This window comes from Winogradskyella sp. HaHa_3_26 (assembly GCF_019278425.1).
Classification (GTDB): Bacteria; Bacteroidota; Bacteroidia; order Flavobacteriales; family Flavobacteriaceae; genus Winogradskyella; species Winogradskyella undariae.
Genome location: NZ_CP058981.1, coordinates 3,475,301 through 3,501,439, shown reverse-complemented (window position 1 = coordinate 3,501,439; position 26,139 = coordinate 3,475,301). Strand labels below are relative to the sequence as shown.

Here is a 26,139-nt window from a genome sequence, read left to right as displayed (position 1 = left end):
TATATAAAACAACATTTATTCAATTAATTTGTTAATAAGTTTGTTTTATAAAACCCTTCTATTAAGATATATTTGTAAGAAGAATTAAAAGTATTAAACACATATATTCAGTATGAAATTTATTGTTTCAAGTACCTATTTATTAAAACAGCTTCAAGTATTAGGAGGTGTTATTAATAACAGCAATACATTACCTATTTTAGATAATTTCTTATTTGAACTAAGCCAATCTAAATTAACCATTTCGGCTAGTGATTTAGAAACTACAATGTCTGCAACAATTGATGTTGAAAGTGACTCTGAAGGTAGCATTGCTTTACCTGCAAGATTACTTTTAGATACCTTAAAGACATTCCCAGAGCAACCATTAACCTTTGTTATTGAAGAAAATAATACGGTTGAAATTAGCTCTAATCATGGTAAATATGCTTTAGCGTATGCTGATGGTGCAGAATTTCCTAATGCGGTTTCTATTGAAGATGCAAGTACTACAACTATAAAAGGAGATATTTTAGCAACGGCTATTAGCAAAACTATTTTTGCTGCTGGTAACGATGATTTAAGACCTGTAATGAGTGGAGTGTTTTTTCAATTCTCTCAAGACAGCTTAACATTTGTTGCTACTGATGCTCACAAATTAGTTAAATATACAAGAGCAGATGTTACTGCAACTGAATCTGCAGAATTCATTATGCCTAAAAAACCTTTAAATCTATTAAAAGGTATTTTATCTGGTAGTGATGATGATGTTTTAGTTGAATACAATGACTCTAACGCAAAATTTACTTTTGAAAACTCTATATTAATTTGTCGTTTAATAGATGGTAAATATCCAAACTATGAAGCGGTAATCCCTAAAGAAAATCCAAATAAATTAGTAATTGACAGAACACAATTTTTAAATTCAGTAAAGCGTGTAAGTATTTTCTCTAACAAAACAACACACCAAATTCGTTTAAAAATTGCTGGTGCTGAATTAAATATTTCTGCAGAAGATATCGATTACTCAAACAAAGCAGAAGAGCGTTTAACTTGTGATTACCAAGGTGACGACATGCAAATTGGTTTTAACTCTCGTTTCTTAACTGAGATGATTAATAACCTTAATGCAGATAATGTACAATTAGAGATGAGCTTACCAAACAGAGCCGGAATCTTAACACCTATTGATGGTTTAGATGAAGGAGAACACGTTACAATGCTTGTGATGCCAGTTATGCTAAACAGCTAACAAATTCCTTAAAAAAAAGGAATCTCTTTAATAATATTTTAAACACTCATTTTATATGAGTGTTTTTTTTTGCTATAAACTGAAACGAGAATTAAAAAATATAATAATTATATAAATTAAAAAAGGCCCACTAAATAGCGAGCCTTTTTACTTCCATTATGTAAATTCCTAACTAACAAAAATAAAAGACAATGGATAATATGGTAATTCGCCTTTACTGGCTTTTATAGCGTTCACTATTGGCATAATAAATGCCAAAATTGCAACAAGTATTAAAGTTATAATCCCTAACCCAAATAGAAAGATTAAAGGGATACTGATTATAGAGTAAATGAAAATACTAATCTGAAAATTTAAAATAGATTTCCCATGCACATCCATACCTTCTACTTGTTCTTTTTGTGTTGCCCAAAGAATTAATGGTGCAATAAAACCTCCAAATACAGTTGCATAAGTTAGTAGTTGAGATAAGTGTGTTAAAACTAATAATTGATTGTCTGTTCGTTTTAAGGTGTGATAATTTGATTCCATGATTGATGATTTTACAACTATAAGACGCACATATATTTATTATGTTACAGAATACTTTAAGAATAATCTAAAATATTAAAATATTAATTTAACATTAGCTTATTAGTTTAACATCAAAGACATACATATATAACACTTAGATAAAATAATTATACCGCCTTACATTATAACTTGCGACAAAAGTTATAATAGATATGAATAAGAATTTTAGCCGAAGAAATTTTATAAAAAATGCAGCCTTAGCAACTGGAGGAATTTTATTAGTTCCAAATTTCATTAGCTGTAGTAGTGATGATGATTTTACCAGTGGAGATATAGATTTCACAGGGTATACAAATCAAAACTTCAATGAAGGTGTCGCTAGTTTCGATCCCACACAATCACAAGTAATTATTTGGACACGTTATACGACCAATTTACCGTCTATCACATTGATTTGGCAAATTGCTACAGATGCAGATTTTACAACTATAATAAGAGATGGTGAAGTAATAACAGACAGCTCTAGAGATTTTACTGCTGCCGTTGAAATTCAAAATTTAGATGCCGATTTAAAATTATATTATCGTTTTATAAACACAGAAGATGAAAGTACGTCTCCTATTGGTGAGACTATAACTTTGCCAACCGGTAATGTTAATCAAATTAAATTAGGAGTAACTTCTTGTGCTAATTATGCTGCTGGTTTATTTACCGTTTATAATTCTATGGCAAATTCTGACTTAGATATTGTGATCCACCTAGGAGATTATATTTATGAATATGGCGAAAACGAATACGGTACAAATGAATATACAGCAACCTTAGGAAGAACGCATAGTCCAACTCATGAAACAATTTCATTAGACGATTACAGAACGAGATACAAACAATACAGAAGTGATGAAAATCTTATGTTACTTCACCAGAAGAAACCATTTATCTGTGTTTGGGATGATCATGAAATATCAAACGATACTTATAAAGATGGTGCTGAAAATCACCAAAGTGATGAAGGATCTTTTGAAGCTAGAAAACAAAGTGCATTACAAGCTTATAGCGAATACCTTCCTGCTAAAACCAATGATATTAGCATTATCTATCGTAGTTTCCAAATAGGAGATTTAGTTAATTTAGTCATGTTAGATACACGATTAGTTGGTAGAGATAAACAATTAGTAATTACCGATTATTTTGATGCTACGGGTGGTTTTGATGCTGCTACATTTCAGCAAGAATGGTTAGATACAAGTAGAACCATTTTAGGAACCACTCAGAAAAACTGGCTTTTAAATGAAGTAAGCGGTAACAGTGCAGAATGGCAAGTATTAGGACAACAAGTTTTAATGGGGAAAATGATGGTCCCTGCTGAATTATTAATGGCTTTAACAACTATTATAGCTGAAATAACAGCAACAGGATCTGCTTCTGCAACATCAATGGCTAGTTTTCAACAACAATTAGAAGAGCTTGTAACATTAAAACTAAGAGTTCTTGCCAATGACCCTTCACTTACAGAAATAGAATTAGCACGAATAAATACTGTTTTACCTTATAATTTAGATGCTTGGGACGGTTATCCTGCCGAACGCGAAATTATATTAGAAGCTTTTGCTGATAAAAAAGTAGTTGTTTTAGCTGGAGACACACACAATGCATGGTCTAATGAAGTAACATCTAATAGCGGAAACTCTACAATAACCGAATTTGCGACCTCATCAGTATCGTCTCCTGGTTTTGACACCTATTTAGGTTCTGAAGCGAGTTTTGTTGCCGGTTTTCAACAAGCCATTACGATACTTATTGATGACTTAAATTATTTTGATTCTGCAAGACGTGGTTATATGGAAGTAACTTTCAGCCCAGGTTCTGCAACATCTAATTGGATATTTGTTGATACTGTTTTTTCTGAAACATATAGTACACAAAGTGGACACTCAGTTACTGTATAATAAATTATAAAGAAGCCCCAAATCTATCTTTATAAACCAAAGAAGGCAACCGTTGTTAGCAAGACTTACAACTACCGCCTTCTTTTTTTATGCCCAATTTTACCAGAATGGTTTCTAATAAACACCATTTGGTAAAAGCTGACTGAATTAAATTTACGCCAATAAATACGGTGAACCACATCCAATTTGGACTTACAAAAACGGTAAGTACTACACTTAGTAATACCATGACACCAACAATGACTCTAAAATATGTATTTAACATGTTTTCTTTTTTTTAAGTTTAAATAGATTTTTCAATAGGAACCACAACCGCTTTAATAGGATTATTAGTTTCTACATTAGTATTAAATTCTTTTAATAAATCGAATAACGCATCAATATTCTCATCTTCTGCAAATGAGAAAAACAACCGCGATTCATTGCCAAATTGCTCTCCTGGAAACCAACTAGAAGCCATAGTTACAGATGGTCCGGTTTTATAACCATCAATATCGGAACTACTTAGATTCTGAATATTGGCTTTTTTGAATAATTTCAAAACCTCTTTTTGAAATTCTTCTACTGCTGTAACTATGACTAATTTCATGTTGTTTTTGTATTATGTTATTACCGTCACTTCAAGTGATTTTCGATAGAAAATTGTATCGAGAAGTCTTGATTAACATATTCTCGATACAATTTTTTCGTACCTCAAAAACCACTCGAAATGACGACCTGTTATTTATAATTCTTCTTCTCTATCATGTAATACACTAATGGCACCACTAATAATGTCAACACTGTAGAAACAATCGTTCCTCCCATTAATGAAATGGCTAATCCTTGAAAAATCGGATCAAATAGAATAACGAATGCTCCGATGACTACGGTTCCTGCGGTTAGTAGAATTGGTGTTGTTCTCACAGCTCCTGCTTCAATTGCAGCTTGTTTTAATGGTACACCTTCTGCTGTTCTTAGGTTTATAAAATCAATCAGTAAAACAGAGTTTCTAACCATAATTCCTGCTAAAGCAATCATACCAATAAAAGAAGTTGCAGTAAAAAATGCGCCCATAATCCAATGCCCGAGAATAATTCCAATTAACGATAATGGAATTGCAACCATCATTACAATTGGTGCTTTAAAGTTTTGAAACCAACCTACAATTAAGATATAGATTAAGATGATGGCTCCTAAAAAGGCAATTCCTAAATCTCTAAATACTTCCAAAGTAATTTGCCATTCTCCATCCCATTTTACGGTATAATCATCTTCAAATTCTGGCTGACCTAAGTACATTTCGTTAATAGCAAAACCTGGTGGCAATGGAATTTCTTTTAACTTTTCTTCCATTCCTAAAATAGCATACGCCGGACTCTCTAACTCCCCTGCCATGTCTGCCATCACATAAACGACACGTTTTTGATTTTTACGATAAATACTTTTCGCTGCAGATGCTTCTGTAATAGTTACTAAATCCGCGATTGGTACTAAATTCCCTTGCTTAGACTTCACTTTTAATTGTGAAATATCAGTAATCGTCGATTTCTCTTTTTCATCTAAAGCTAACACCAAGCCTATTTGGCTCACCGCATCCTCATCATATAAATTAGTAATCGCTCTGTTAGATAAAGCCATATTCATGGTATAAGCAATTTGCTGTGGTGCTACGCCATATAACATTGCTTTTTCTTTATTAATCTCAAATTGATATTCAGTTTGGTCTGCTTCTACCATCCAATCTACATCGACAACATCAGCTGTATTATTAAGAATATTTTCTACATGCTTAGCCACTTTAATTTGCTCATCGTAATCAGGTCCATAAACCTCAGCAACAATTGTAGACATTACCGGTGGTCCTGGTGGTACTTCTACCAATTTCACATTCGCATTGTATTTAGATGCTATTTTCTGAATATCTGGTCGTAATAACTTAGCAATATCATGACTCTGTGCTGTACGCTCTTCTTTATCAATTAAATTCACTTGAATATCTGCCATGTTAGATCCACCACGTAAATCGTAATGACGTACCAAACCGTTAAAGGTTATTGGTGCAGAAGTCCCAACATAGTTTTGATAATTCACTACTTCTGGTCGTGTAGATAAATATTGTGAAATTTCTTGAGCCACAACACCTGTACGTTCTAGCGTAGATCCTTCTGGCATATCAATCACAATCTGAAATTCATTCTTATTATCAAACGGTAACATTTTTACGGCTACAGAATTGGTGAAAAATAATACCATAGTTCCCATTAGTACCGCAAAAGTTCCTAATAAAAACAACCAACGCATTCCTTTCTTTTCTAAAAGCGGTCTTTCAAATTTGTTATAAATCTTATAAATATGTGTCTCTTCAATCGCAACTTCCGGTTTATTTTCAGCGCCTTTTTTCTCTTTTTCTCTTAAGAAAATATAACCTAAATACGGTGTAATAGTTAAAGCTACAAATAGTGATAAAATCATAGCAATAGATGCTCCTATTGGCATTGGCGCCATATAGGGCCCCATTAATCCTGAAACAAAAGCCATTGGTAAAACCGAAGCAATTACTGTAAATGTGGCTAATATAGTTGGGTTCCCTACTTCATTAATCGCATATAAAGCCGCTTGCTTAAATGGCAAGCGTTTCATTTTAAAATGCCTATGCATGTTTTCTGCAATAATAATCGAGTCATCCACCACAATTCCTGTTACAAACACCAAAGCAAAAAGTGTAATTCGGTTTAATGTGTAGTCCATCATGTAATAACTCAACAGCGTTAAAGCAAACGTAATTGGTACTGATAAAAACACGACCAATCCTCCTCTCCAGCCCATGGCTAACATTACCACAATAGTAACCGCAAAGATAGAACCGATAAGGTGCCACAGTAATTCCGATACTTTATGAGATGCTGTTTCTCCGTAGTTTCTAGTAATTTCTACATGAACATCATCGGGGATCAAAGTGCTTCTTAAATGATCTACTTTATCAATAATCACCTCTGAAATTTTCATTGCATCCGCACCTTTTCGCTTCGCTACAGAAATAGTAACTGCGGGATATTCTGATTTATAATCTGCTGATTTTACACTCCCTTTACCGAAGCCTAAACTCACATAATTTTGTGGCACTTCTGGTCCATCTATAATTTTAGCGACTTGTTTTAAATAAATCGGTTGATTTTGTTGTACACCAACCACTAAATTTTCAACATCCGTAACCGTTTCTAAAAACTTCCCTGTGTTAATTAAAAACTCCGTATCATTTTTATCAAAACTCCCTGAACTCAATTGGCTATTATTAGCCTTAATCATTTCTGAAACTGATAAGAAATCTAAACCGCTTGATGCTAATTTATCTTTATCTAAAACCACACGTAACTGACGGTTTCGACCTCCAATTTTATGGGTAATAGCAACGTCATTCACCTTTTTAATTTCCGCCTCAAGCTCTTGTGCCATTTGGCTTAATTGGTAATCGTCGTAATTCTCACTCCATAGGGTTAATCCCAACATCGGCACATCGTCAATAGCACGTGTTTTTACTAAAGGAAACGTTACACCTGCTGGCATTTGATCCATGTGTTTATTGATTTCGTTGTATAATTTTACAAACGAACGCTCAATATCTTCACCCACATAAAACTGAACAATCACCATCCCTTGTTCTTTCATCGATGTAGAATACACATATTCCACCCCTTTGATATTCGAGATTAATTGCTCTAATGGTTTAATGACTCTTGATTCTACTTCCGTAGGACTTGCGCCTGGATAACCAACAAAAATGTCTGCCATGGGCACATCAATTTGTGGTTCCTCTTCACGCGGAATTAAAAACGAACTATACACGCCAACAACCATAAATACAATCATTAACAATACGGTTAACTTAGATTGTATAAAGATCTTGGCAATTTTCCCTGCGATACCTTCTTTCATTTGACTTTTATTATTTTGAAAAGTTGACAAATGGAACTCGTATATAAGACTTCTTTTTAAACTTTAAAATCCGTTTTACTCGTTTCATTATTTTATCTTTTTTGGGCGTTTTAACAGGCTATTCGTTACAATCTTTTTTCGCCATTTATGGCAGCAAAAAAAGGATTTCTACTTCTATCCTTAACGCGCTTACTCTTATGTGATTTACTCTTATTTATACCTACAAGGTTTCAGAAACCTTGCAGGATACTGCAAACTGCGACTAAAAACTATCTACTGAACATTTATTTTTACTCCATTATAAAGCTTTCCTTCAGCTGAAACGATATAAGTTTCTCCTGCATTTAAACCCGCTAACACTTCTACCTGATCTCCGTAAGTTCTTCCTAAACGCAACCAACGTAATAGTGCTGTATTGCTTTGATTTACCGTATATAAACCGGTTAACTGCCCATTGGTAATAATGCTTTCACTAGGTACTAATACCAGTTCTGATTTCGATTTTCTTTCTACAGGAAATTGAACCGTAGTAAACATTCCCGATAAAATATTTACTTCAGTTTTATCTAAAGCTATTTTTACGAGATATTGACCTCCTGTATTTTTAGCAGAAGTACTTACTTCTGTAACTTTACCTTTAATGGTTTGGTTAATAGATTTTACCAAAACATCTACAGTCGTTCCTTTTTTAATTTCTGAAATTTCTGTTTCAGGCACCATTGCCATCACTTCAAAATTCCCAGGGGTTTCAATACTTATTAAAGGCACACCTGGATTTGCCATATTACCAGCTTCTACATTTTTACTTGTCACTATTCCGCTAAATGGTGCTGTAATATTACTGTAAGTGAATTGTGCATTGACTTCATTTTTCATCTGATTAGCAGATTCTAAACGTGCTTTTGCCATTTCAAAATTAGCCGTCATATCATCCATTTCTTTTTGTGAAGCACTATTTTCTGCAAACAAATTTTTAAAACGGTTATAATCTTTTTGTGCATTATTAAAAGCTGCTGCTGCTTCTGTTATCCCAGCATTAACTTGTGCTTTTTTAGCTTGTAAATCGGCATTATTTATAGACACTAATAACTGCCCTTTATTTACTTTATCACCTACATTAACATGTACTTTATTAACGTATCCCATCATTCTAGTACTTAAATCCGCACTATTTGAAGCTTGAATTTTTCCACTTACACTTAAAAATGGACTATTTCCATTAGTATCTACCTGGCTTATCTTTACAACAATTGCAGGTGAATTATCTACAACGGCTTTTTTGTCTTCGCTGCCACAACTTGTTACAAAAAAGGCTGTTGCTGCTAGCGTTAATACGTAAATATATTTTTTCATTTTGTAATTTGTTTATTAATTAGGTTTCGACTGCGCTCAACCAGACAACATTCTGTCTCCTCGAGCGCAGTCGAGAGGTTTTATTCCTTGGTTAAAAATTGTAAATAAGCTTGTGCGTAATTGTATTCAAAAATGGTTTGATAATATTCGAGTTGCTTCTGTGAATACTGTGTTTCGGCAATTAATAAATCTGATGTTTTTTCTAAACCCTCTTTAAATCTATTGGTTCTTATTCTTAAAGATTCATCAGATTGTTCTAAAGCTAAGGCGGTTAATTTCAATTTGTTTTCAGCATCTACAAAAGCACGTTTCGCTTTGTTAAGTTCTAGGTTACTCTGCGATACGTATTGTTTGTATTCTAGTTTTGACTTTTCAAATTCCGATTTACTTTTTTGAGCTTTACCAAAACGTTTAGACCCTTGAAAGATATCCCAACTCAATTGTGCTCCAAATAAATAACCGCTAGCATCGGCTTGAAAAATTTGATCGTCGTACAACTCATAACTTCCAAAGGCATTTAGTCGTGGTAAAAAAGCCATTTTATCTGCTTTACTCATAGCTTCATAAGCATTTGAAGCCAATTGCATCGCTTTAATATCTGAACGGTTTTCAGAAATTGACTTATCCTCTATTGTTGTTGTAGTTACCTTTAATTCATCTGTTGGTGTGTAAATCACATAGGTGTCATCATTCATTAAAAATGACAAATAATTTGAGGCATTTTGAACATTACTTTTTGCGGATTGTAATTGATTTTGAACTTCCGTAACACGTACTTCTACGTTTAAGACATCTGCACGTTGTAAATACCCTTGTTTAAAACTATTATCTGCTAATTGTTTATTGGCATTTGCAGCTTCTAATGCTGTTTCTAAAACATCGACTGCTTTATAAGCCAACTGTAATTGCATGTAGGCTTTTTCAACCTCAAACGCTAAATAATCTTGTGTACGTTCCGTCTTTAAGGACATCGCTTCCATTTTAGATTTAGCCGCTTTTCGTTGAAACATACCATCGACATTAATTAATGGTTGCTGAATTTCGAATTTTGTAGCGTAGTTTTCTATTTGTGAAGGATCGTTTAATAACGCTGGACTAAAATCGTTTGAGGTCAAAATTTCCTGATTCAATTTAGAGCCAAAAGCCATTAATGGATTTGTTGTTGCCATAGCAGTATGACTTGCTGTAATGTTTGGCAAAAACACCGCATTGGTTTGTCTGTAATCTGCTTTAGCTTGATTGAATTCTTCTTCAGAAATCTTAATAGAAGTATTATTCTCTGAAACTTTAGATAAGACCTCTGTTTTAGTTATAGGTACTAATTGTTGGGCTTGCACCATCAGGTTTAAAGCAAAGCATAACAGTAATATAGAAACAGTTTTTTTCATTGATTGTTAATTTATATGACAAAATTAGCACAATGTATTTGTTAAGTCTGTAACCAATGTTACTTGGCGTTTTTTCCTTTTTTAATTCGTTCTATTTTTTACTTTATTATTTCACTATTAAAAAGTATACTCATAATAAAAAATAGAACTTTCTTAACACTACGTTTTTTGAGTGACAAAATATTCTTAAATTTATTCACTCTATTTTTATGAATATTGTGATTGCTTACACTAAGCGATTTTAATGCAAATTTGCCCAAGTTAATTTTAACTAAACCTGTACAAAAATTCTACTAATGAAAACGTTACTGATAATTGATGTACAAAACGACTTTATGCCAAATGGGTCACTTCCTGTTCCTAATGGACATCAAATTGTACCTATAATTAATAAAATACAACCAAAATTTAATTTGATAATTGGCACACAAGACTGGCATCCTAGTAATCATGTAAGTTTTGCTAGCAATCATAAAGGAAAATCTAATTTTGATGAGATTGAAATTCACGGTAAGCCACAAACCCTGTGGCCAGATCATTGTGTGCAAGGCACAAAAGGCGCTGAATTTCATCCTGATTTAAATACAGAAAGTTTTGAAGCTATTTTTAAAAAAGGAACAAATAAAAATATTGATAGTTACAGTGCGTTTTATGACAATAGACATTTAAAGTCAACTGGATTGGCAAATTATTTAAAAGAAAAAGGAACTACCGAACTCTTTTTATGCGGTTTAGCCTCAGATATTTGTGTTTATTTTTCAATCTACGATGCTTTTAAAGAAGGTTTTAACTGTACTTTTATTGAAGATGCCTCTAAAGCATTAGATAATGAAGGATTTGAAAAACTTAAAACGAAAATGGTCGCTATGGGAATTAATATGGTAACATCAGAATTTTAAATTTAATAAAAATTACGATATCAATCACATAGAATTGGTTAATTATAACTTTTTAAATTCACAAAACACTACAGCATAAATCTTATGCCTAACGCCTTTTATAAAAAAAACTTTATCAACACTCACACACTATCGCTCATATAAATTCATAATATTTATATGTTTTTTATCATGTTTTAAAAAAAAGGAAGACTCTATTTTTGCAAAAGACGTATGCTTTATTTTAAACTATTCATTGATTCCTATTAGAAATGATAACATTAGAATCCGCCAAATTAAACCTGAAACAAAAAGGGTATTTAGATATTGAAACACCAAATATTGATTACGTAAAAGAAATAAAGCGATTAAAAAAAGAGAAAAATGCCATTCTTCTTGCACATTATTATCAGAGAGACGAAATTCAAGAAATTGCCGATTTTGTTGGTGACAGCTTAGCTTTAGCGCAACAAGCAGCAAAAACGGATGCGGATATGATTATTTTTGCAGGTGTACATTTTATGGCAGAAACTGCAAAAATTTTAAATCCAACTAAAAAAGTATTACTTCCTGATTTATTTGCTGGTTGTTCTTTAGCCGATTCTTGTCCGCCAGATAAGTTTTCAGAATTTAAAAAACGATATCCAAACCATGTCGTAGTAACTTATATTAATTGTTCCGCAGAAATAAAAGCCTTAAGCGATTATGTCTGTACGTCATCTAATGCTAAAAAAATAGTGGATTCTATACCTAAAGAACAGCCCATTATTTTTGCACCCGATAGAAATCTGGGTGCTTATTTAAATAAAGAAACAGGACGTAATATGGTTTTATGGGATGGGTCTTGCCTTGTCCATGAAGCTTTTTCTATGGAAAAATTAATAGAACTACATAAAGCACATCCTGATGCTGAGATTATAGCGCATCCCGAATCGGAAGCTCATTTATTAAGAGTAGCTAAATATATTGGTTCTACCGCTGGCTTATTAAACTATGTAAAAAACAGTAATAAAACAAAATTTATAGTAGCGACTGAAGCCGGAATCTTATTTCAAATGCTTCAAGAAAATCCTGACAAAGAAATCATTCCTGCTCCTGCAAAAGAAGATAACACTTGTGCCTGCAGTGAATGTGCTTATATGAAAATGAATACCTTAAAAAAGCTTTACTTGTGTATTAAACACGAATTGCCCAACATTGAGGTTGATGCTGAATTAGCTAAAAAGGCGATTGTTTCGATTGAAAGAATGTTAGAACTTTCAAAATAAGTATATAAAATGGTAAGTGAAAAAAAAATAATAGAATGCGATTTTTTAGTTATTGGCTCTGGAGTTTCAGGCTTAACTTTTGCTTTAAAAATTGCAATTCAATATAAAGATTCTAAGATCATTATTATTACCAAAGATGAAAAAACAGAATCGAATACTAAATACGCTCAAGGTGGTATTGCAACGGTTTATGATAAAACGGTTGATAGCTTTGAACAGCATATACAAGATACTTTAATTGCTGGTGATGGTTTGTGTGATGAAAAAGTGGTGAGAATGGTGGTAAAACATGCTCCTGACCGCTTGCGAGAATTAATAGATTGGGGAACAAAATTTGATAAAAATGATGCAGGCGAATACGATTTAGGTCGTGAAGGTGGCCATTCTCAAAACCGCATTTTACATCATACTGATGTTACTGGTGCAGAAATTGAACGGGCTTTAATTGCTCAAGTTAATGCGCAACCGAATATTGAGTTTTTAGAGCATCATTACGCTATTGATTTTATTACAGAACATCAGGCTAAAAAAACAAAGACCAAGCGCCACTCTAAAATATCTTGTTTTGGGGCTTATGTTTTAGATGAAAAAAAAGCGGTTGTAAAAACCTTTGTAAGTAAATTTACCATGTTGGCTTCTGGCGGTAGCGGACAAGTTTATGAAACAACAACCAACCCAAAAGTAGCAACAGGTGATGGATTAGCCATGGCGTATAGAGCCAAAGCAGAAATTGCTGATGTAGAGTTTATTCAGTTTCACCCAACGGCATTGTATAATCCAGGCGAATACCCAGCTTTTTTAATTTCTGAAGCCGTAAGAGGTTTTGGTGCAAAATTAAGAACCATTGATGGTAAAGCGTTTATGCACAATTATGATGATCGCGAAGAGTTAGCATCGAGAGATATTGTAGCCAGAGCTATTGATAATGAATTAAAGAAAAGTGGTTGGCCACATGTGTACTTAGATTGTACCCATTTAGATTTTGAAAAATTTAAAGCTCATTTCCCTAATATTACCGAAAAATGTGCTTCACTTGGTATCGATATTAGAACAGATTACATTCCTGTTTTACCGGCTTCTCATTACATCTGTGGTGGTGTTAAAGTTAATAAAAGTGCAAGAACTTCTATTAAAAACTTATATGCGTGTGGTGAAGTTACCCGAACCGGGTTACATGGTGGCAACCGATTGGCTTCGAATTCTTTATTAGAAGGTTTGGTTTACGCACATCGAGCTTATCTTCATGTTCATAAAAAATTTAAAAACGTGACGATGCCAAAAGGAATTCCCGAATGGAATGATAGCGGCGTGATTAAAAACATGGAAAACATTTTAATTACACACGATAAAAATGAAGTTAAAACTATAATGAGTAATTATGTGGGTATTGTAAGATCTAACGAGCGTTTATTACGTGCCGAAAAGCGTTTGAGTGTGCTTCATAAAGACAACAAACGTTTATATGACCACTCGGAATTATCTTCTGATTTGTGTGAATTACGAAACTTAATTATCACCGCTTATTTAATCACTAAATTTTCTAAAAAACGAAAGAAAAACTGTGGTGGATTTTATAATATGGATTTGGTTTAAAATTAAAAAAGCACGCATTATAAAAATGAGTGCTTTTAAAAACAACTAAAAAAATCAGATAATCTATCTGTTAATATTTCTTGTGCCTCCATGTCCTCCTGCTACAATAACCATAATTTTTATACTCAAAATTATAAACTTAAAAAACTGGAGAAAAGGATTCATCATTCTAAATCGCATTCTTGGTGATATTCTTTTCATGATATTTTTTTTAATACTTAATTTATTGTTTACTAAATACGGGACTTTATAATTGTTTATTCAGGAATCAACCACCAAAATGGTCTCATTTTAGCTTTGTAAATAAAAGCATAGTGCAACATTAGCTTAAGCCAATGACCTGCTAAACCAATTGCTCCAAATGTTTTTCCTAAATGTCTACCATGAGAATCTGGATATTTTTCAAAATCTGGAACTATTGGAAACGTTGTAATACTTACACCACTTCCTTTCCAGAAACCAAATCCTGCTGAAGCAATACAAGCAGCTCCCATATTCCCCATAGAACCTTTATGATTTAAAGACTCATTACCATTTTTAATGGTATCAATGATATTTTCTGCGACTAATTTTGCGGTGATACCAGACGGCATTCCTGTTCTTGGTGGTGCAGGAAAAATATCAGTTCCGTTTTTACTTTTACGAGGTTTAGAAATGGTATGTGGTGGTGCAAAAGCAATACCTGGTGCAAAAATATTTTTATAACTTGGGTTTTGGTAGGTTTCTGGCCAATCTTTTACACTCCATTCTTCGTAAGGTTTTGGTGTATAATCGGCATCTACAATCATAAATCCTTTGAAGAGTTTTTCTGTAATATCATTTTCATTTTTATCGTAAGCTTTAAAACCATGACCTGAAAATGCAGGAATTAACATCGCAAAATCATAAGATTCTGTTTTATAATCGCCTTCTAAAGTTTCGTAATGTGCTAAGCCATCTTCAATTTTATTAACGGCTGCTCCAATAATCCATTTGATGTCTCTGTCTTCAAAAATCATTTCGACCAATTCACTCGATTTCATAATCATATCACCATAACTCATCAAAACACCATCCATTCCAAAATCACCCAATTCATGCTCATTAGCAATCCAAGTAATTTCAGCCATGTCTCTTACTTTATGCTTTCTAAGTTCTTCTTCAACATTTAAAATATATTCAAAAGCGGCACCCTGACAAGTTGATTTAGCATGCCCCGTACCGATTAATATTTTCGCTTTTTTACCAGCTTTCATTTGTTGAATAACATCGCTTAAACCTTGCCATGCATGATCTGCGTGAGTATAAGTACAAACAGAATAGGTTTTATTCTTTCCAGGAATTAAACCCTCAGTAGCTTCAAAATTTAATTTTGGTCCTGTAGCATTGATTAAATAATCGTAAGTTATTTTTTCTTGTTGACCTTTGTTATCACCAACAACATATTCTGATAACACATAAGGTTTCTGTTCTGTATTATCGCCTTCAGGATGAAACGAAATGGCTTTTGCTTGTTTAAAACCAATCCCTTTCTTTTTATATAAAGGTGCTAATGGGAATAATATTTTTTCAGATTTCATTCTACCAATTCCGACCCAAATATTAGATGGAACCCATTGATAATTACTGTTAGGTGATACAACAACAACGTCGTGCTTTTTAGACAATTTTCTTCGTAAATGTGTCGCTGCCACATGCCCAGAAATTCCTGCCCCTAATATGACTATTTTAGACATTACTTTTAATTTTTATTAAAGGTAATTCTCTAAATAAAAATAAACCGTAACTAAAGTTACATAGCAAAAAAACAACGAATTAGTTATTTTTTATTCATTTTGTTATAAATAAATTTAGTCATAACAAGTCCTAAAACACCACCTAAAGCAGACACTAATAAATTAATAATTAAGCGCACACCATCAAAGTCTCCATCATTCATAATAGACCAAGGATCGAAGCCTAATCTGCCAAATGATTTGATAAGAAAAACACTTCCAAAAACACCAATTAAGGTATTGCCTATAACTCCGAATGAATATTTTTTATAAACATATCCGGTTACGTTTGCTGCGACTATTCCTATTACAATACTTATTAATGCGATTAGTGTTCCTGTCATAATATTATGAATATTCTAATGGCCATAATCCATGTTGTCAATTTTTCCGCTCATTAATCTTTTTTGAATAATAAAGTAAACAACAATCAAGGCAAAGCCTATAATCCCCCAAATTAAAGCTACAGACAACCCATATTCTGATGCAGACGTATTATAAATGGTTAAATCCTCATGCTTATTATTAATTGAAGGTAATATTACTGGAAATAAAGATGCCAATGAAGAGGTAATTCCACCTAAAATCAACAAAGTTGACAACAAAAAAGCATGACTATTCTTTTTAATTTTTTTAACAAAAAATAATCCTATCAATCCTGTTAAATAAATGACAGGAAATAACATTAAATAAGGCTTATGAATAAAATTATCTAATGAATTGGGGTTCACGTTTTGCCATACAACTAAAGAAAAAATGGTAAGAGCTGCCAAAGCGATGTTTAATTTAAAAATAACACCTTTGAGTTTCTTATTTATAGAGGAATTGGTTTTTAGAATGATCCAATTAGCACCATGGATTGCTAAAGTAACTACAGCTATTAAACCAATTATTATAGTAAACCAATCGATAACTCCTGGATGGTCTGTTAATGGACTAAAGCTACTGTCCCATAACGGTAAGAAGAAATAATGCCCTTCGTGAGCAGACACGCCATTTTCTACACTTCCTAGGTTTACTCCTCTAACGATATTACCTAAAGCGATTCCGAAAAACAACGCTAATAACAAACTAGAAACACCAAAGGATTTATCCCAAATATCTTTCCACATTTGATATTTAAATTGCCCTCTAAACTCTAATCCGATGGCTCTAAAAATAATTAACCATAACACAATTATTAGTGGCAAATAAAATCCACTAAAAACAGAGGCATAAAATGTTGGGAACGCCATAAAAAGCATACCTCCTACAGCCACTAACCAAACTTCGTTAGAATCCCAAAATAAGCCTGCAGATTTTGTAATGACTTCTTTATCTTTTTCTTCCTTCGCAAAAAATAAATGAATAATTCCCGCACCAAAATCATAACCGTCTAAAATAAAAAACACGGTTAGGACAATTCCTATTGCTATGTACCAAAATATTTCCATAATTAATGTTTTTGAGGTGTTGGACCGTGGTTAATAGTTTTACCAACTAAGACTAAAAATAACAATCCTAAAAGCATATATAAAGCAACAAAACCGAGTAAAGTAAATAAGGTATTCCCAGATGAAACCGTTGGTGAAATACCATCGCTTGTTTTTAACAAGCCATAAACTAAATAAGGCTGTCTTCCTAATTCTGCAGTGTACCAACCGGTAATATTTGCGATGTACGGAAATGGTACCAAAAACATGATAGTCCAAAGTAAGGCCTTTAAGTTGTATAGTTTTTTACGCCATAAAAAGAAAAGTGATAAAGCCATAACCCCTATAAAAATAGTACCCAAACCGACCATAATATGATAAGAATAATACAGCGCCGGAATATTATCTGGCAATTCATCTTCTTCAAATTGATCCATTCCTGGAATCTGTCTATGCCATTCTTGATAGGTTAAAAAACTTAAGATATTAGGAACGGCAATTTTATTGTCTAACTTTTTTTCTACCATATTGGGTTGACCAATAAGGACTATTTCTGCACCAGCATCTTCTGTTTCAAAAATACCTTCCATTGCTGCAAAAGCTCCTGGCTGATGTTTAGCAACATTTTTTGCATTCCAATCTCCTGTAGGAAAAGCTACTAAAACACTAGATATTAATCCAAAAACAACACCTGTTTTTAAAAATAATCTTCCGTATTCAGAATGCTTATCTCTTAAAATATAAAAAGCTCCGATACTTGCCATCACAAAAGCCGACGTTACAACAGATGCCATTTGATTATGCAAGAAAGCTGGTAATAACCAAGGGTTAGTGAAAAGTGCTGAGAAATTGTCTAATACAAATTTTCCATTATCTAAGATCTCATAACCTACAGGATGTTGCATCCAAGCATTGGTGGCTAAAATAAACCAACCACTTGCCCAAGAACCTAAAAAGACTAAAAAACCAGTTAAGAAATGTAGTTTTTGTCCCATTAATTTCTCACCAAAAATAAATAGTACTAAAAATGAGGATTCTAAAAAGAAAGAAAACATACCTTCCATGGCTAAGGTCTGACCGATAATACCACCTGTTAATTCAGAGAACTTTGCCCAATTGGTACCAAATTGAAATTCCATTGGAATCCCTGTAACGACACCCATTGTAAAATTAATGGCAAAGATTTTCATAAAAAACTTTGCTGCATTGTTATATTTTTCAATTTTATTTCTGAGGTATTTCCATTTGAAATAGACTATCATTAAGGATAATCCCATGGTTAATTGTGGAAATATGTAGTGAAATGTGATAGTAAATGCAAATTGCAATCTATCGTAAAAAATCATGTCTTCCATAAACTTTATTTTGGATAATACAAAGTTATGCTTTTTGAAAGTTTTGCTACGTTACATTTGTTACAATTTTTAAGTTCTATTTAGTTAAAATTACAACGGAAAGATATTTGGTATTAAGTCTAATAACTAAATCTAAAACACAATAATATAAAGCACTCATCACAGTATAAATACATTTATAGTTTTACACCTATAAACCGAATAACGTCTGCGTTTCCTTTATGAAATTCACCTTCTGAGAGTTCTACTATTTTTTCTTCCAAAAATTTAAATTCTAAACCTTTAAACTCTTGTTTTATCTCTTCTATAGAAAATAACATTGCTTCGTTTTTAGGACCACCAGAATTATTTTTTAATTGCGCTTTAGAGAAAGCTTCAAAAATAACTATACCTCCTTTTTTAAGAAATTTTAATAGGTGTTGGTTTGCTTGTTTACGAATATCTATAGGGAAATGCGTATAACATAAACCTATAACATCAAATTGTTTATCGCTTGTATAATCTAATACGCCAACGACATCATAAGCTATTGAAACATTATTTTGTTTAGACAAAAGCAATGCTTTTTCTTTTCCGCTTTTACTGATATCAAAAGCAGAAACATTCCAATTATTTGTAGCGGCATAAACAGCGTTACGACCTTCTCCTTCTGCTGGCAAAAGAAGCGTTCCTGCTTTTAACTTATCTAGCGCTTCTTTAAAAAAGACATTAGGTTGTGTACCATAAACAAATTCTTCGTTATTAAAACGATCGTTCCAAAAATCTGCTGGGTTGTTTTTCATATTGACATCAATTATCTTGTCTTTATGATCTTAATTTTTAGAACGAATAACATCAATTATCTCATTCTTTTGAAGTACTCCAGATTGTCTCCAAACTTGTTTTCCATTTTTAAACAACAGTAGTGTTGGCACACCTCTAACTTGATATTTAGCTGCTAAAGCTTGGTTTTTATCGACATCTATTTTTATAATGGAAACACCATCACTTAAATCGTCTTTAACTTGCTTTAAAATAGGACTCATCATTTTGCAAGGGCCGCACCATTCTGCAAAAAAGTCGACTAAAACAGCTTTATCTTGATTTATTATTTCTGAAAATTTACTCATACCTGACTTGAATTTATTTATCGAAATTAATACTCCAAATTCCTCTAACTTCATTTACATTATAACCAATAGCTTTATCCGTAGGGTATAAACTCTTGATTTTTGTTAATGTTGATTTTTCTATGGTTTCATTTGGTTTTCCGTGACATTGCAGACACATGGCATTTGTCGTAATTGGGTAGTAAACCCTTACTTTATTTTCTAATTCTTTTACAATTGGTTCTACTTCTTTGTTACTAGCAACCATGCTTTTAAAGGTGTTAATATAAACTAATTCTTCTGCATTTGCTTTATTCTTTGGATTTCTTGGTTGATCTGTCACACGTTTAATACTTGCATTATGCACAACCGCCATGCTATCTGTTAAAGGGTATGCTTGTGCATTACAAAAAGCTAATGCTTCTAACACTCCTTTTTTCTGAATGGTTCCCATTAAGTTTTTACCTAAAACAGCCTTTGTTGCTAAAGCATATTTTAAACCACGTTCGCCATATGGTAAATCTTCAAAATTAGATTGAGCTTGTTGCATTCCCTTCTTATTTCCTTGTCCATTACTCATTCCTCTCCCCTTTTGATTTCTATTTCCTTTATTGTAATGTTCTTCAAACCATTCGGGTTGATCTATTTCAAAATCAAACATATATTCTGAAATTTCAGCGATAGTTTCTTCAGGAAAATGCTGTTTAGGCATAACCCCATATCTTTTAACTGCACCTAGCATTTTTGCGTTTTCTTCTAAAGGATTTTTAATCCAAGCTTGCATTGAAGCTGTAAATTGTTCCTTAGTCATTTCATTTCTTAAATAACGTCTTTTTATGGCTATCATCGGTGGTCCTATTCTATCTGTTTCACTAGCTGTAGAACTGTGACAGACATAACAATTGGTCTCCATTAATTTTTTACCTGGGTGATCTGATTCAATTTTATTAACCTTGCTATATGAATTTTCTTCTTTTTTATTAGAATTACAACTCACAGAAACAAGGACTAAAACAAGTATTAAAATACTATTTTTCATTTTACGAAGAAATTTAAATAAAGTTACAAACTTTAAACTTTAAGTTAAGCAACTTATGTTACAGTAATTACCCTCTCTAAAAAGCTACATTTTATACATCTGCTTACATTTTATTGGATAATTACAAATGACCACTTTAATACAATCTTAACTATATAACAAACTTCTATAGCATACTTTAATACTAAAGATTATCTTTGAAAACATTATGGATTCACTCACACAAATCGTATTAGGAGCAGCTGTAGGAGAAGTTGTTTTAGGAAGAAAAGTAGGTAATAAAGCCATTTTATATGGAGCTATTGCAGGTACAATTCCAGATTTAGATGTATTTGCTTCTCACTTTACAGATACAGTTTCTGCTTTGGCAATACACCGTGGATTTACACATTCAATTTTATTTTCTGTGATTTTTGCTCCAATATTTGGTTGGATCGTTTCACGCTATGAAAAATATAAAGATTTTAAAGGTTGGTCTTGGTTATTCTTTTGGGCTTTAATAACACACCCAATGCTAGATGCACATACCACTTGGGGAACACAATTCTTTTGGCCTTTAGATTTAAGACTCGCATTTAAAACTATTTTTGTAATTGATCCTTTGTATACTGTCCCGTTTTTAGTGTTCTTAATTCTAACAATGTTTCAAAAACGAACTTCAGAAAAAAGGCGTTTATACAACGGAATTGGTCTTACTTTAAGTACGGCATATTTAGCATTCACTTTTATTTTAAAAGACTTGGCTATAAATCAGTTTGAAGATGCATTATTAAATCAAAATATCAATTATAAACAAATAGACACCAGACCATCTGCACTAAATACCATTCTATGGAATGCGAATGTTGAAACCGAAAACAACTATTTATTAGGAACTTATTCCTTTTTTGACACTAAACCTATCTCCTTTGAAACCTATCCTAAAAATCACGAATTATTAGGAGATTTAATCAATAATGAAAAGGTAAAACGCATGATTGCGATTTCTGAAGGTTGGTATACGATTACTAAATCTGAAAATAAATTATATTATAATGATCTACGATTTGGGTTATTAAGTACGGAACCTCAATCTCAAAATTTTGTTTTTAAATATTTGATTGATACAGATACCGCAGGAAATATTAACTTTATTGAACAGGAAAAAACACAACGAGACGGCAAAAAATTAATATCAGATTTATGGAAACGGGTTAAAGGAAATTAATTTATAGTCTTTTTACTTTTACCGTTAAACCACTTAAATTCATTGGTTCTAATCACATAACCAACCCTAATCATACTTTGTGATTGTTCATAATTTAACAACCCTTCAGCTTGCCCAACATACCATTCTAACATTAAGTATTGATTAGAGATATTGTTACCAAATGGATTATAATAAACTCTTGCTCTAACCGAACCTTTGGCTTTAAAATTTAAACCTTTTCGCAATCTTAAATCAAAAATTAACTTATCGGGCTGATAAGTATGCGAGATATTTACTTCTCCTAATCCAACATATTCTAAAAGGTCTGGGTTTCCTTCTTTATGAGAAAATGGCACCCATGCTTTAAAACTAGCGACTGTATTTTTAGAAATTCCTGTGGTATATTCTAAACTTATACGATTCCAACTTCGAGAAGCTAAGCTATCTCTACCATTAGATTCGTGCTCAAAAGCTAAAGTACCTATTCCTTTTAAGCGTTCATTTTTATCGTAAAAAACTTTACCTAAAGCAATCGATGGATTAAAATTTATATCATTAAACGGAAATGATTCTTTATAAATATTCCAAAATGCTTTTTGAGTATATGTCATATACAAATAGGTATCTAACGGCAATTTACTTCGAGTTAATATCTGTTTAAAACTAATTTGATATTTAGCATTCGCCGTAGAACTATTTATTGTCTTATTTGTAGGAACACCAGTAACAAAGAAATTATCCTTGTGTATTGAAAAATAAGGTTGTGTAGCCAAGGAATCTTCTAATTCTTGCTTGGTATATGCTTGTGATTGTACTGTAGATATTGTAAAAAATGAAAGAACAATGAAAGCCATTGTTTTAATTAGTCGGTGGTTAAAACTCAATTTAGTCATACGAAATCGAAAATTTTAGATGGTTTAGATTAAAAAACAAAGATCTCTAATTGAACCGAGCTTCATTAACTCATATACGGCTTAAACTAATCTAAAAAGAATTAAAAATGTTCGATTTGTAATCAAAGCAATTAAATATCTTAATGAGCACCTCTTCTATTTCTTCTGTCACTAAATTTAAATTCTGGCATTAAAATCTATGGAGCTTTCAATAATTTTAGTCTTTATTATAATAGGGATAAGTATTATCTTATTTATCACGGAGTTTTTTCCTGTAGATAAAATTGCCTTTTTTATAATAGTTGCTTTGGTATTGCTTCAATTAACAACTCCAGAAGAAGCTATCAGCGGCTTTGCAAACCCTGCAACAGTTACCGTTTTAGCTTTAATGATACTTGCTGTTGGTCTTGAAGAAAATGGAGTGATTCAATTACTTTCTGATGGTATTAAAAAACTAAAGATATTACCTCTCATTTTATTAACTCCAACATTTATGCTTATTTCAGCGAGTATATCTGCTTTTATTAGCACTACAGCTGTCGTTATTATTTTTATTAAAATAATTACAAGACTATCCGAAAAATGTGGATTCTCTTCTTCTCGATTATTAATGCCAATATCTTTTGCTGGAATTTTAGGAGGTAGTTGCACACTTATGGGAACATCAACCAACCTTATCGTTAACGCAATTGCGAAAAAACAAGGTGTTGAATCTTTTACCTTTTTTGAATTCTCATGGTACGGTCTTATATTTTTAGCTATTGGCCTGGTTATAATGACCATTGCCTCTCGCTTCTTACCAAAGAATAAAAAGAACAATCTAAACACGGATTATCATATAGATTCTTATGTTTTTACTATTAAAGTAACTGAAGATTCTCCTTTACTTGGAGAAAAATTTGGAGACATAGAATTTCTAAATCAAGAAGATTCTAAAATCCTTAAATTAATTAGAGATCAGCAAGTGATTAATGATCCTGGTAAATACATAAAATTAAAAGCTAAAGATAATTTAGTGTTAATGAGTAATTTGGAGAACTTTCAATCTATTCTTAAAAAAAATGGATTTGTCCTGAATGAAAAACGACAAAAGCAACAATTAGAAAACGTTAATACAATAGATAATGACACAGAAAAAAATGATGTAACCTACATAGAAACACTTATTCTACCTGGCTCTAACCTAATTGGTAAAACCTTAAAAGACTTGAGAAGGATTTCTTTTGAAGGAGCATTCCCTATTGCCATTAAAAAGCGAAGAAATTTAAGAAATACAAAAGAGCGTTTATTACGAAAAAACATAGAAGACATCAACCTAAAGCCTGGTGATCGTGTTTTATTAGAGATGCAAGAACATAAGATTTCTGATCTATATAATATTGAAAATATAGCGATATTAAATGAACATGAATTTAAACCCAATATTGCTAAGTCTAAAACAACTGTAGCCTTATTAATACTACTTGGAGTGATTGCATTAGCAGCAACAAGTGTACTAACCATATTAACAGCTTCTTTAGCTGGTGTTGCTATGATGCTTTTAACTAATAGTATTAAACTTGAAAGCGTTTATCAAAAAGTAAATTGGCAGATTATATTCTTACTTGCTGGCATGATTCCTCTAGGAACTGCCATGACTAATAGTGGTGCAGATATTTGGTTATCAGAACATTTATTAACCTTAATGAGTAATCAAAATCCAATAGTAGTTTTAGGATTACTTTTTGGAATCACAATACTATTATCAGGAGTTATATCTAACAATGCAACTGCAATTATTATGGCACCTATTGCTATTGCAGTCGCAAGCGGATTAAATTTAGACGTAAAATCTTTCTTACTCGCCGTAATGTTTGGTGCAAATTTTAGTTTTTTCACACCTGTAGGTTATCAAACTAATACACTTATATATGGAACTGGAGCTTATAAATTTAAACACTTCCTAATTATTGGAGGTATCTTATCTACTACATTATGGGTTGTAGGAACTCTACTTCTATCAATAAACTTATAACATAGATTTAGGCACTTTGTATATTTCCCTTTTTAGCTTCTTCAGCAAGCTCTTTTCTCATTTGCTTTACTGTTAACGTGCTTCCATCATGGCTCCAACCTGGAGGTCCAAAGACATACATTAATTTATGATACCAATTTTTAGATTTCTTAGTATCATCCCAAATGTTCTTATACTCATGGGTTAAAATTATAAACACATTATAAGAATCTGGAGGTGTTGAAACACCATATTCAATATCAATAGATTCATCTAATTCTTTCCAAGTTCCAAAAATTCGATCAAAAACATTTAGAAAACCACCATGATTTTTATCCATATACTCCAAATTACGAGCATGATGTACTTGGTGCATTGTGTGGGTATTTAATATCTTTTCTATAAAGCCCATTTTCTTAATGTATTGCGTATGTAATTGAAATTGCCACAGCGCCTCAATTCCTAAACAAACAACAAGCATTTCTGGCGGAAAACCAATCATTATAATCCAAACATAAAAGAAAGGTTTATAAAAAAGAGTAAACCAACCGTTACGAACAGCGGTTCCTAAATTAAAATTATCTGAAGAGTGATGTACAATGTGTGCTGCCCAGAAAAAACGGACCATATGGTTTTGTCTATGAAACCAGTAGTAGCTAAAATCATCTAATAGCATACATAACAACCATACATACCAAGCATAGCCAAACGATTCATATCCAAAAATATTAGTTCTAACACCATTTACTAATGGGTTAAATAATTCATCTGCATAATAAAAAATAGTAATTATAGAAAGTGTCTTTATTAGTGCTGCAAGTACTGCAGATCCTAAACCTAATAATACACTAGATGTTAAATCTTTCCAATCGTAAAGGTTTTTCTTATCATCTGAAGTCTTACTGTATGTAAGCTCTAAGGCAATAAGACCTAAAAAACACGGAACTCCGTATACTAAAGGGTTAGTAAAATCCATTTATTTTAATTTTAAAAAAAGCTATTTATTTAGAAGCATATCCTTTCTGATTCATGTAACCTGAAAATATTTTATAATATTTCAGGGCTTCTAAATTATTGTTAGGGCGTGAATATACAGTATCACTAATAGAAATCCGAATTTTAAATCTAGGTTTTGATTTATTTAATACTTAATCCACTTTATTACTCTCATAATATTTAAACTGATAAGAACAACTTTTATTTCAAAGTAGCATACTTTAAAATAAAAGATAAGAAACTAAAGTCTAAAAACCATAAAAAATACTCTTAAAAAAAGCTTAATGCTTAAACGATATAGCACAGTTTAAAACACTTTATATCTACAATAT

Annotated in this window: 23 protein-coding genes; 7 read left to right on the top strand and 16 right to left on the bottom strand. The window is 32.2% G+C overall.

Annotated elements, in window-relative coordinates; genetic code table 11:
• Window positions 1-112 precede the first annotated feature (112 nt).
• Entirely contained in the window at window positions 113-1,231 is a 1,119-nt protein-coding gene (gene dnaN, locus H0I32_RS15195; protein ID WP_173588687.1) for a DNA polymerase III subunit beta, read from the top strand.
• A 168-nt stretch (window positions 1,232-1,399) separates the two neighbouring features.
• On the opposite strand, the gene H0I32_RS15190 is transcribed toward dnaN, so the two are convergent.
• Window positions 1,400-1,762: a DUF4870 domain-containing protein gene (locus H0I32_RS15190; protein WP_173588686.1), complete on the bottom strand. Its 363-nt coding sequence runs from the start codon at window positions 1,760-1,762 to the stop codon at window positions 1,400-1,402.
• A gap of 194 nt (window positions 1,763-1,956) precedes the next feature.
• Here H0I32_RS15190 and H0I32_RS15185 point away from each other — a divergent pair, with 194 nt between their 5' ends.
• On the top strand, window positions 1,957-3,693 hold the full coding sequence (locus H0I32_RS15185; RefSeq protein WP_179314431.1) for an alkaline phosphatase D family protein: 1,737 nt from the start codon (window positions 1,957-1,959) through the stop codon (window positions 3,691-3,693).
• 55 nt (window positions 3,694-3,748) lie between these two features.
• On the opposite strand, the gene H0I32_RS15180 is transcribed toward H0I32_RS15185, so the two are convergent.
• From H0I32_RS15180 to H0I32_RS15160, 5 genes are all read right to left on the bottom strand, one after another.
• On the bottom strand, window positions 3,749-3,958 hold the full coding sequence (locus H0I32_RS15180; RefSeq protein WP_179314430.1) for a DUF2892 domain-containing protein: 210 nt from the start codon (window positions 3,956-3,958) through the stop codon (window positions 3,749-3,751).
• An 18-nt stretch (window positions 3,959-3,976) separates the two neighbouring features.
• Window positions 3,977-4,282 carry a hypothetical protein gene (locus tag H0I32_RS15175; RefSeq protein WP_179314429.1) on the bottom strand — a complete coding sequence of 102 codons (306 nt, stop codon included), beginning with the start codon at window positions 4,280-4,282 and terminating at the stop codon, window positions 3,977-3,979.
• A gap of 131 nt (window positions 4,283-4,413) precedes the next feature.
• Complete coding sequence (locus tag H0I32_RS15170) at window positions 4,414-7,608, bottom strand: efflux RND transporter permease subunit (protein WP_179314428.1); 3,195 nt, start codon at window positions 7,606-7,608, stop codon at window positions 4,414-4,416.
• Between the two features lie 273 nt (window positions 7,609-7,881).
• On the bottom strand, window positions 7,882-8,961 hold the full coding sequence (locus tag H0I32_RS15165) for an efflux RND transporter periplasmic adaptor subunit (RefSeq protein WP_179314427.1): 1,080 nt from the start codon (window positions 8,959-8,961) through the stop codon (window positions 7,882-7,884).
• Window positions 8,962-9,041: 80 nt separating this feature from the next.
• On the bottom strand, window positions 9,042-10,349 hold the full coding sequence (locus H0I32_RS15160) for a TolC family protein (RefSeq protein ID WP_179314426.1): 1,308 nt from the start codon (window positions 10,347-10,349) through the stop codon (window positions 9,042-9,044).
• A 296-nt stretch (window positions 10,350-10,645) separates the two neighbouring features.
• On the opposite strand from H0I32_RS15160, the gene pncA reads away from it, so the two are divergent.
• The 3 genes from pncA to nadB all read left to right on the top strand — a co-directional run bounded on the left by pncA (window position 10,646) and on the right by nadB (window position 14,088).
• On the top strand, window positions 10,646-11,248 hold the full coding sequence (gene pncA / locus H0I32_RS15155; protein WP_179314425.1) for a bifunctional nicotinamidase/pyrazinamidase: 603 nt from the start codon (window positions 10,646-10,648) through the stop codon (window positions 11,246-11,248).
• 251 nt (window positions 11,249-11,499) lie between these two features.
• The gene (gene nadA, locus H0I32_RS15150) at window positions 11,500-12,495 is read left to right on the top strand and encodes a quinolinate synthase NadA (RefSeq protein ID WP_173588678.1); all 996 of its coding nucleotides are present in this window, start codon (window positions 11,500-11,502) and stop codon (window positions 12,493-12,495) included.
• Between the two features lie 9 nt (window positions 12,496-12,504).
• Window positions 12,505-14,088 (top strand): L-aspartate oxidase, encoded by a 1,584-nt coding sequence (gene nadB, locus H0I32_RS15145; protein WP_218841361.1) that lies wholly within the window; start codon window positions 12,505-12,507, stop codon window positions 14,086-14,088.
• 63 nt (window positions 14,089-14,151) lie between these two features.
• Here nadB and H0I32_RS15140 read toward each other — a convergent pair whose 3' ends face one another.
• The 8 genes from H0I32_RS15140 to H0I32_RS15105 form a co-directional block, all read right to left on the bottom strand.
• A complete protein-coding gene (locus tag H0I32_RS15140; protein ID WP_179314412.1) occupies window positions 14,152-14,289 on the bottom strand; it encodes a hypothetical protein in 138 nt (45 codons plus the stop codon).
• A gap of 56 nt (window positions 14,290-14,345) precedes the next feature.
• Window positions 14,346-15,803 (bottom strand): NAD(P)/FAD-dependent oxidoreductase, encoded by a 1,458-nt coding sequence (locus H0I32_RS15135; protein WP_179314424.1) that lies wholly within the window; start codon window positions 15,801-15,803, stop codon window positions 14,346-14,348.
• 83 nt (window positions 15,804-15,886) lie between these two features.
• A complete protein-coding gene (locus H0I32_RS15130; RefSeq protein WP_179314423.1) occupies window positions 15,887-16,186 on the bottom strand; it encodes a hypothetical protein in 300 nt (99 codons plus the stop codon).
• A 15-nt stretch (window positions 16,187-16,201) separates the two neighbouring features.
• Window positions 16,202-17,275 carry a cytochrome d ubiquinol oxidase subunit II gene (gene cydB, locus H0I32_RS15125; RefSeq protein WP_179314422.1) on the bottom strand — a complete coding sequence of 358 codons (1,074 nt, stop codon included), beginning with the start codon at window positions 17,273-17,275 and terminating at the stop codon, window positions 16,202-16,204.
• Between the two features lie 2 nt (window positions 17,276-17,277).
• Window positions 17,278-18,609: a cytochrome ubiquinol oxidase subunit I gene (locus H0I32_RS15120; RefSeq protein ID WP_179314421.1), complete on the bottom strand. Its 1,332-nt coding sequence runs from the start codon at window positions 18,607-18,609 to the stop codon at window positions 17,278-17,280.
• Between the two features lie 176 nt (window positions 18,610-18,785).
• On the bottom strand, window positions 18,786-19,391 hold the full coding sequence (locus H0I32_RS15115; protein WP_173588674.1) for a class I SAM-dependent methyltransferase: 606 nt from the start codon (window positions 19,389-19,391) through the stop codon (window positions 18,786-18,788).
• A gap of 30 nt (window positions 19,392-19,421) precedes the next feature.
• Window positions 19,422-19,718, bottom strand: a complete 297-nt coding sequence (gene trxA, locus H0I32_RS15110; RefSeq protein ID WP_179314420.1) for a thioredoxin — start codon at window positions 19,716-19,718, stop codon at window positions 19,422-19,424.
• A gap of 13 nt (window positions 19,719-19,731) precedes the next feature.
• The gene (locus H0I32_RS15105; protein WP_173588672.1) at window positions 19,732-20,736 is read right to left on the bottom strand and encodes a DUF3365 domain-containing protein; all 1,005 of its coding nucleotides are present in this window, start codon (window positions 20,734-20,736) and stop codon (window positions 19,732-19,734) included.
• A gap of 208 nt (window positions 20,737-20,944) precedes the next feature.
• Here H0I32_RS15105 and H0I32_RS15100 point away from each other — a divergent pair, with 208 nt between their 5' ends.
• Window positions 20,945-21,943 carry a metal-dependent hydrolase gene (locus tag H0I32_RS15100; RefSeq protein WP_173588671.1) on the top strand — a complete coding sequence of 333 codons (999 nt, stop codon included), beginning with the start codon at window positions 20,945-20,947 and terminating at the stop codon, window positions 21,941-21,943.
• On the opposite strand, the gene H0I32_RS15095 is transcribed toward H0I32_RS15100, so the two are convergent.
• Entirely contained in the window at window positions 21,940-22,779 is an 840-nt protein-coding gene (locus H0I32_RS15095; RefSeq protein WP_179314419.1) for a phospholipase A, read from the bottom strand. The two genes, H0I32_RS15100 and H0I32_RS15095, sit on opposite strands and share 4 nt — an antisense overlap.
• A gap of 238 nt (window positions 22,780-23,017) precedes the next feature.
• On the opposite strand from H0I32_RS15095, the gene H0I32_RS15090 reads away from it, so the two are divergent.
• The gene (locus H0I32_RS15090) at window positions 23,018-24,832 is read left to right on the top strand and encodes an SLC13 family permease (protein WP_173588669.1); all 1,815 of its coding nucleotides are present in this window, start codon (window positions 23,018-23,020) and stop codon (window positions 24,830-24,832) included.
• A 7-nt stretch (window positions 24,833-24,839) separates the two neighbouring features.
• Here the strand turns inward: H0I32_RS15090 and H0I32_RS15085 are convergent, their stop codons facing one another.
• The gene (locus H0I32_RS15085; RefSeq protein ID WP_179314418.1) at window positions 24,840-25,787 is read right to left on the bottom strand and encodes a sterol desaturase family protein; all 948 of its coding nucleotides are present in this window, start codon (window positions 25,785-25,787) and stop codon (window positions 24,840-24,842) included.
• Between the last annotated feature and the right edge of the window lie 352 nt (window positions 25,788-26,139).

Coding starts and splice junctions, on each gene's coding strand:
- H0I32_RS15140 (WP_179314412.1), bottom strand. CDS start 14,289: ATGAAAAGAATATCACCAAGAATGCGATTTAGAATGATGAATCCTTTT.
- H0I32_RS15100 (WP_173588671.1), top strand. CDS start 20,945: ATGGATTCACTCACACAAATCGTATTAGGAGCAGCTGTAGGAGAAGTT.
- H0I32_RS15160 (WP_179314426.1), bottom strand. CDS start 10,349: ATGAAAAAAACTGTTTCTATATTACTGTTATGCTTTGCTTTAAACCTG.
- H0I32_RS15165 (WP_179314427.1), bottom strand. CDS start 8,961: ATGAAAAAATATATTTACGTATTAACGCTAGCAGCAACAGCCTTTTTT.
- H0I32_RS15180 (WP_179314430.1), bottom strand. CDS start 3,958: ATGTTAAATACATATTTTAGAGTCATTGTTGGTGTCATGGTATTACTA.
- H0I32_RS15185 (WP_179314431.1), top strand. CDS start 1,957: ATGAATAAGAATTTTAGCCGAAGAAATTTTATAAAAAATGCAGCCTTA.
- cydB (WP_179314422.1), bottom strand. CDS start 17,275: ATGGAAATATTTTGGTACATAGCAATAGGAATTGTCCTAACCGTGTTT.
- H0I32_RS15120 (WP_179314421.1), bottom strand. CDS start 18,609: ATGGAAGACATGATTTTTTACGATAGATTGCAATTTGCATTTACTATC.
- H0I32_RS15190 (WP_173588686.1), bottom strand. CDS start 1,762: ATGGAATCAAATTATCACACCTTAAAACGAACAGACAATCAATTATTA.
- trxA (WP_179314420.1), bottom strand. CDS start 19,718: ATGAGTAAATTTTCAGAAATAATAAATCAAGATAAAGCTGTTTTAGTC.
- H0I32_RS15115 (WP_173588674.1), bottom strand. CDS start 19,391: ATGAAAAACAACCCAGCAGATTTTTGGAACGATCGTTTTAATAACGAA.
- nadB (WP_218841361.1), top strand. CDS start 12,505: ATGGTAAGTGAAAAAAAAATAATAGAATGCGATTTTTTAGTTATTGGC.
- H0I32_RS15135 (WP_179314424.1), bottom strand. CDS start 15,803: ATGTCTAAAATAGTCATATTAGGGGCAGGAATTTCTGGGCATGTGGCA.
- pncA (WP_179314425.1), top strand. CDS start 10,646: ATGAAAACGTTACTGATAATTGATGTACAAAACGACTTTATGCCAAAT.
- nadA (WP_173588678.1), top strand. CDS start 11,500: ATGATAACATTAGAATCCGCCAAATTAAACCTGAAACAAAAAGGGTAT.
- H0I32_RS15095 (WP_179314419.1), bottom strand. CDS start 22,779: ATGGCTTTCATTGTTCTTTCATTTTTTACAATATCTACAGTACAATCA.
- H0I32_RS15175 (WP_179314429.1), bottom strand. CDS start 4,282: ATGAAATTAGTCATAGTTACAGCAGTAGAAGAATTTCAAAAAGAGGTT.
- H0I32_RS15170 (WP_179314428.1), bottom strand. CDS start 7,608: ATGAAAGAAGGTATCGCAGGGAAAATTGCCAAGATCTTTATACAATCT.
- H0I32_RS15130 (WP_179314423.1), bottom strand. CDS start 16,186: ATGACAGGAACACTAATCGCATTAATAAGTATTGTAATAGGAATAGTC.
- dnaN (WP_173588687.1), top strand. CDS start 113: ATGAAATTTATTGTTTCAAGTACCTATTTATTAAAACAGCTTCAAGTA.
- H0I32_RS15090 (WP_173588669.1), top strand. CDS start 23,018: ATGGAGCTTTCAATAATTTTAGTCTTTATTATAATAGGGATAAGTATT.
- H0I32_RS15105 (WP_173588672.1), bottom strand. CDS start 20,736: ATGAAAAATAGTATTTTAATACTTGTTTTAGTCCTTGTTTCTGTGAGT.
- H0I32_RS15085 (WP_179314418.1), bottom strand. CDS start 25,787: ATGGATTTTACTAACCCTTTAGTATACGGAGTTCCGTGTTTTTTAGGT.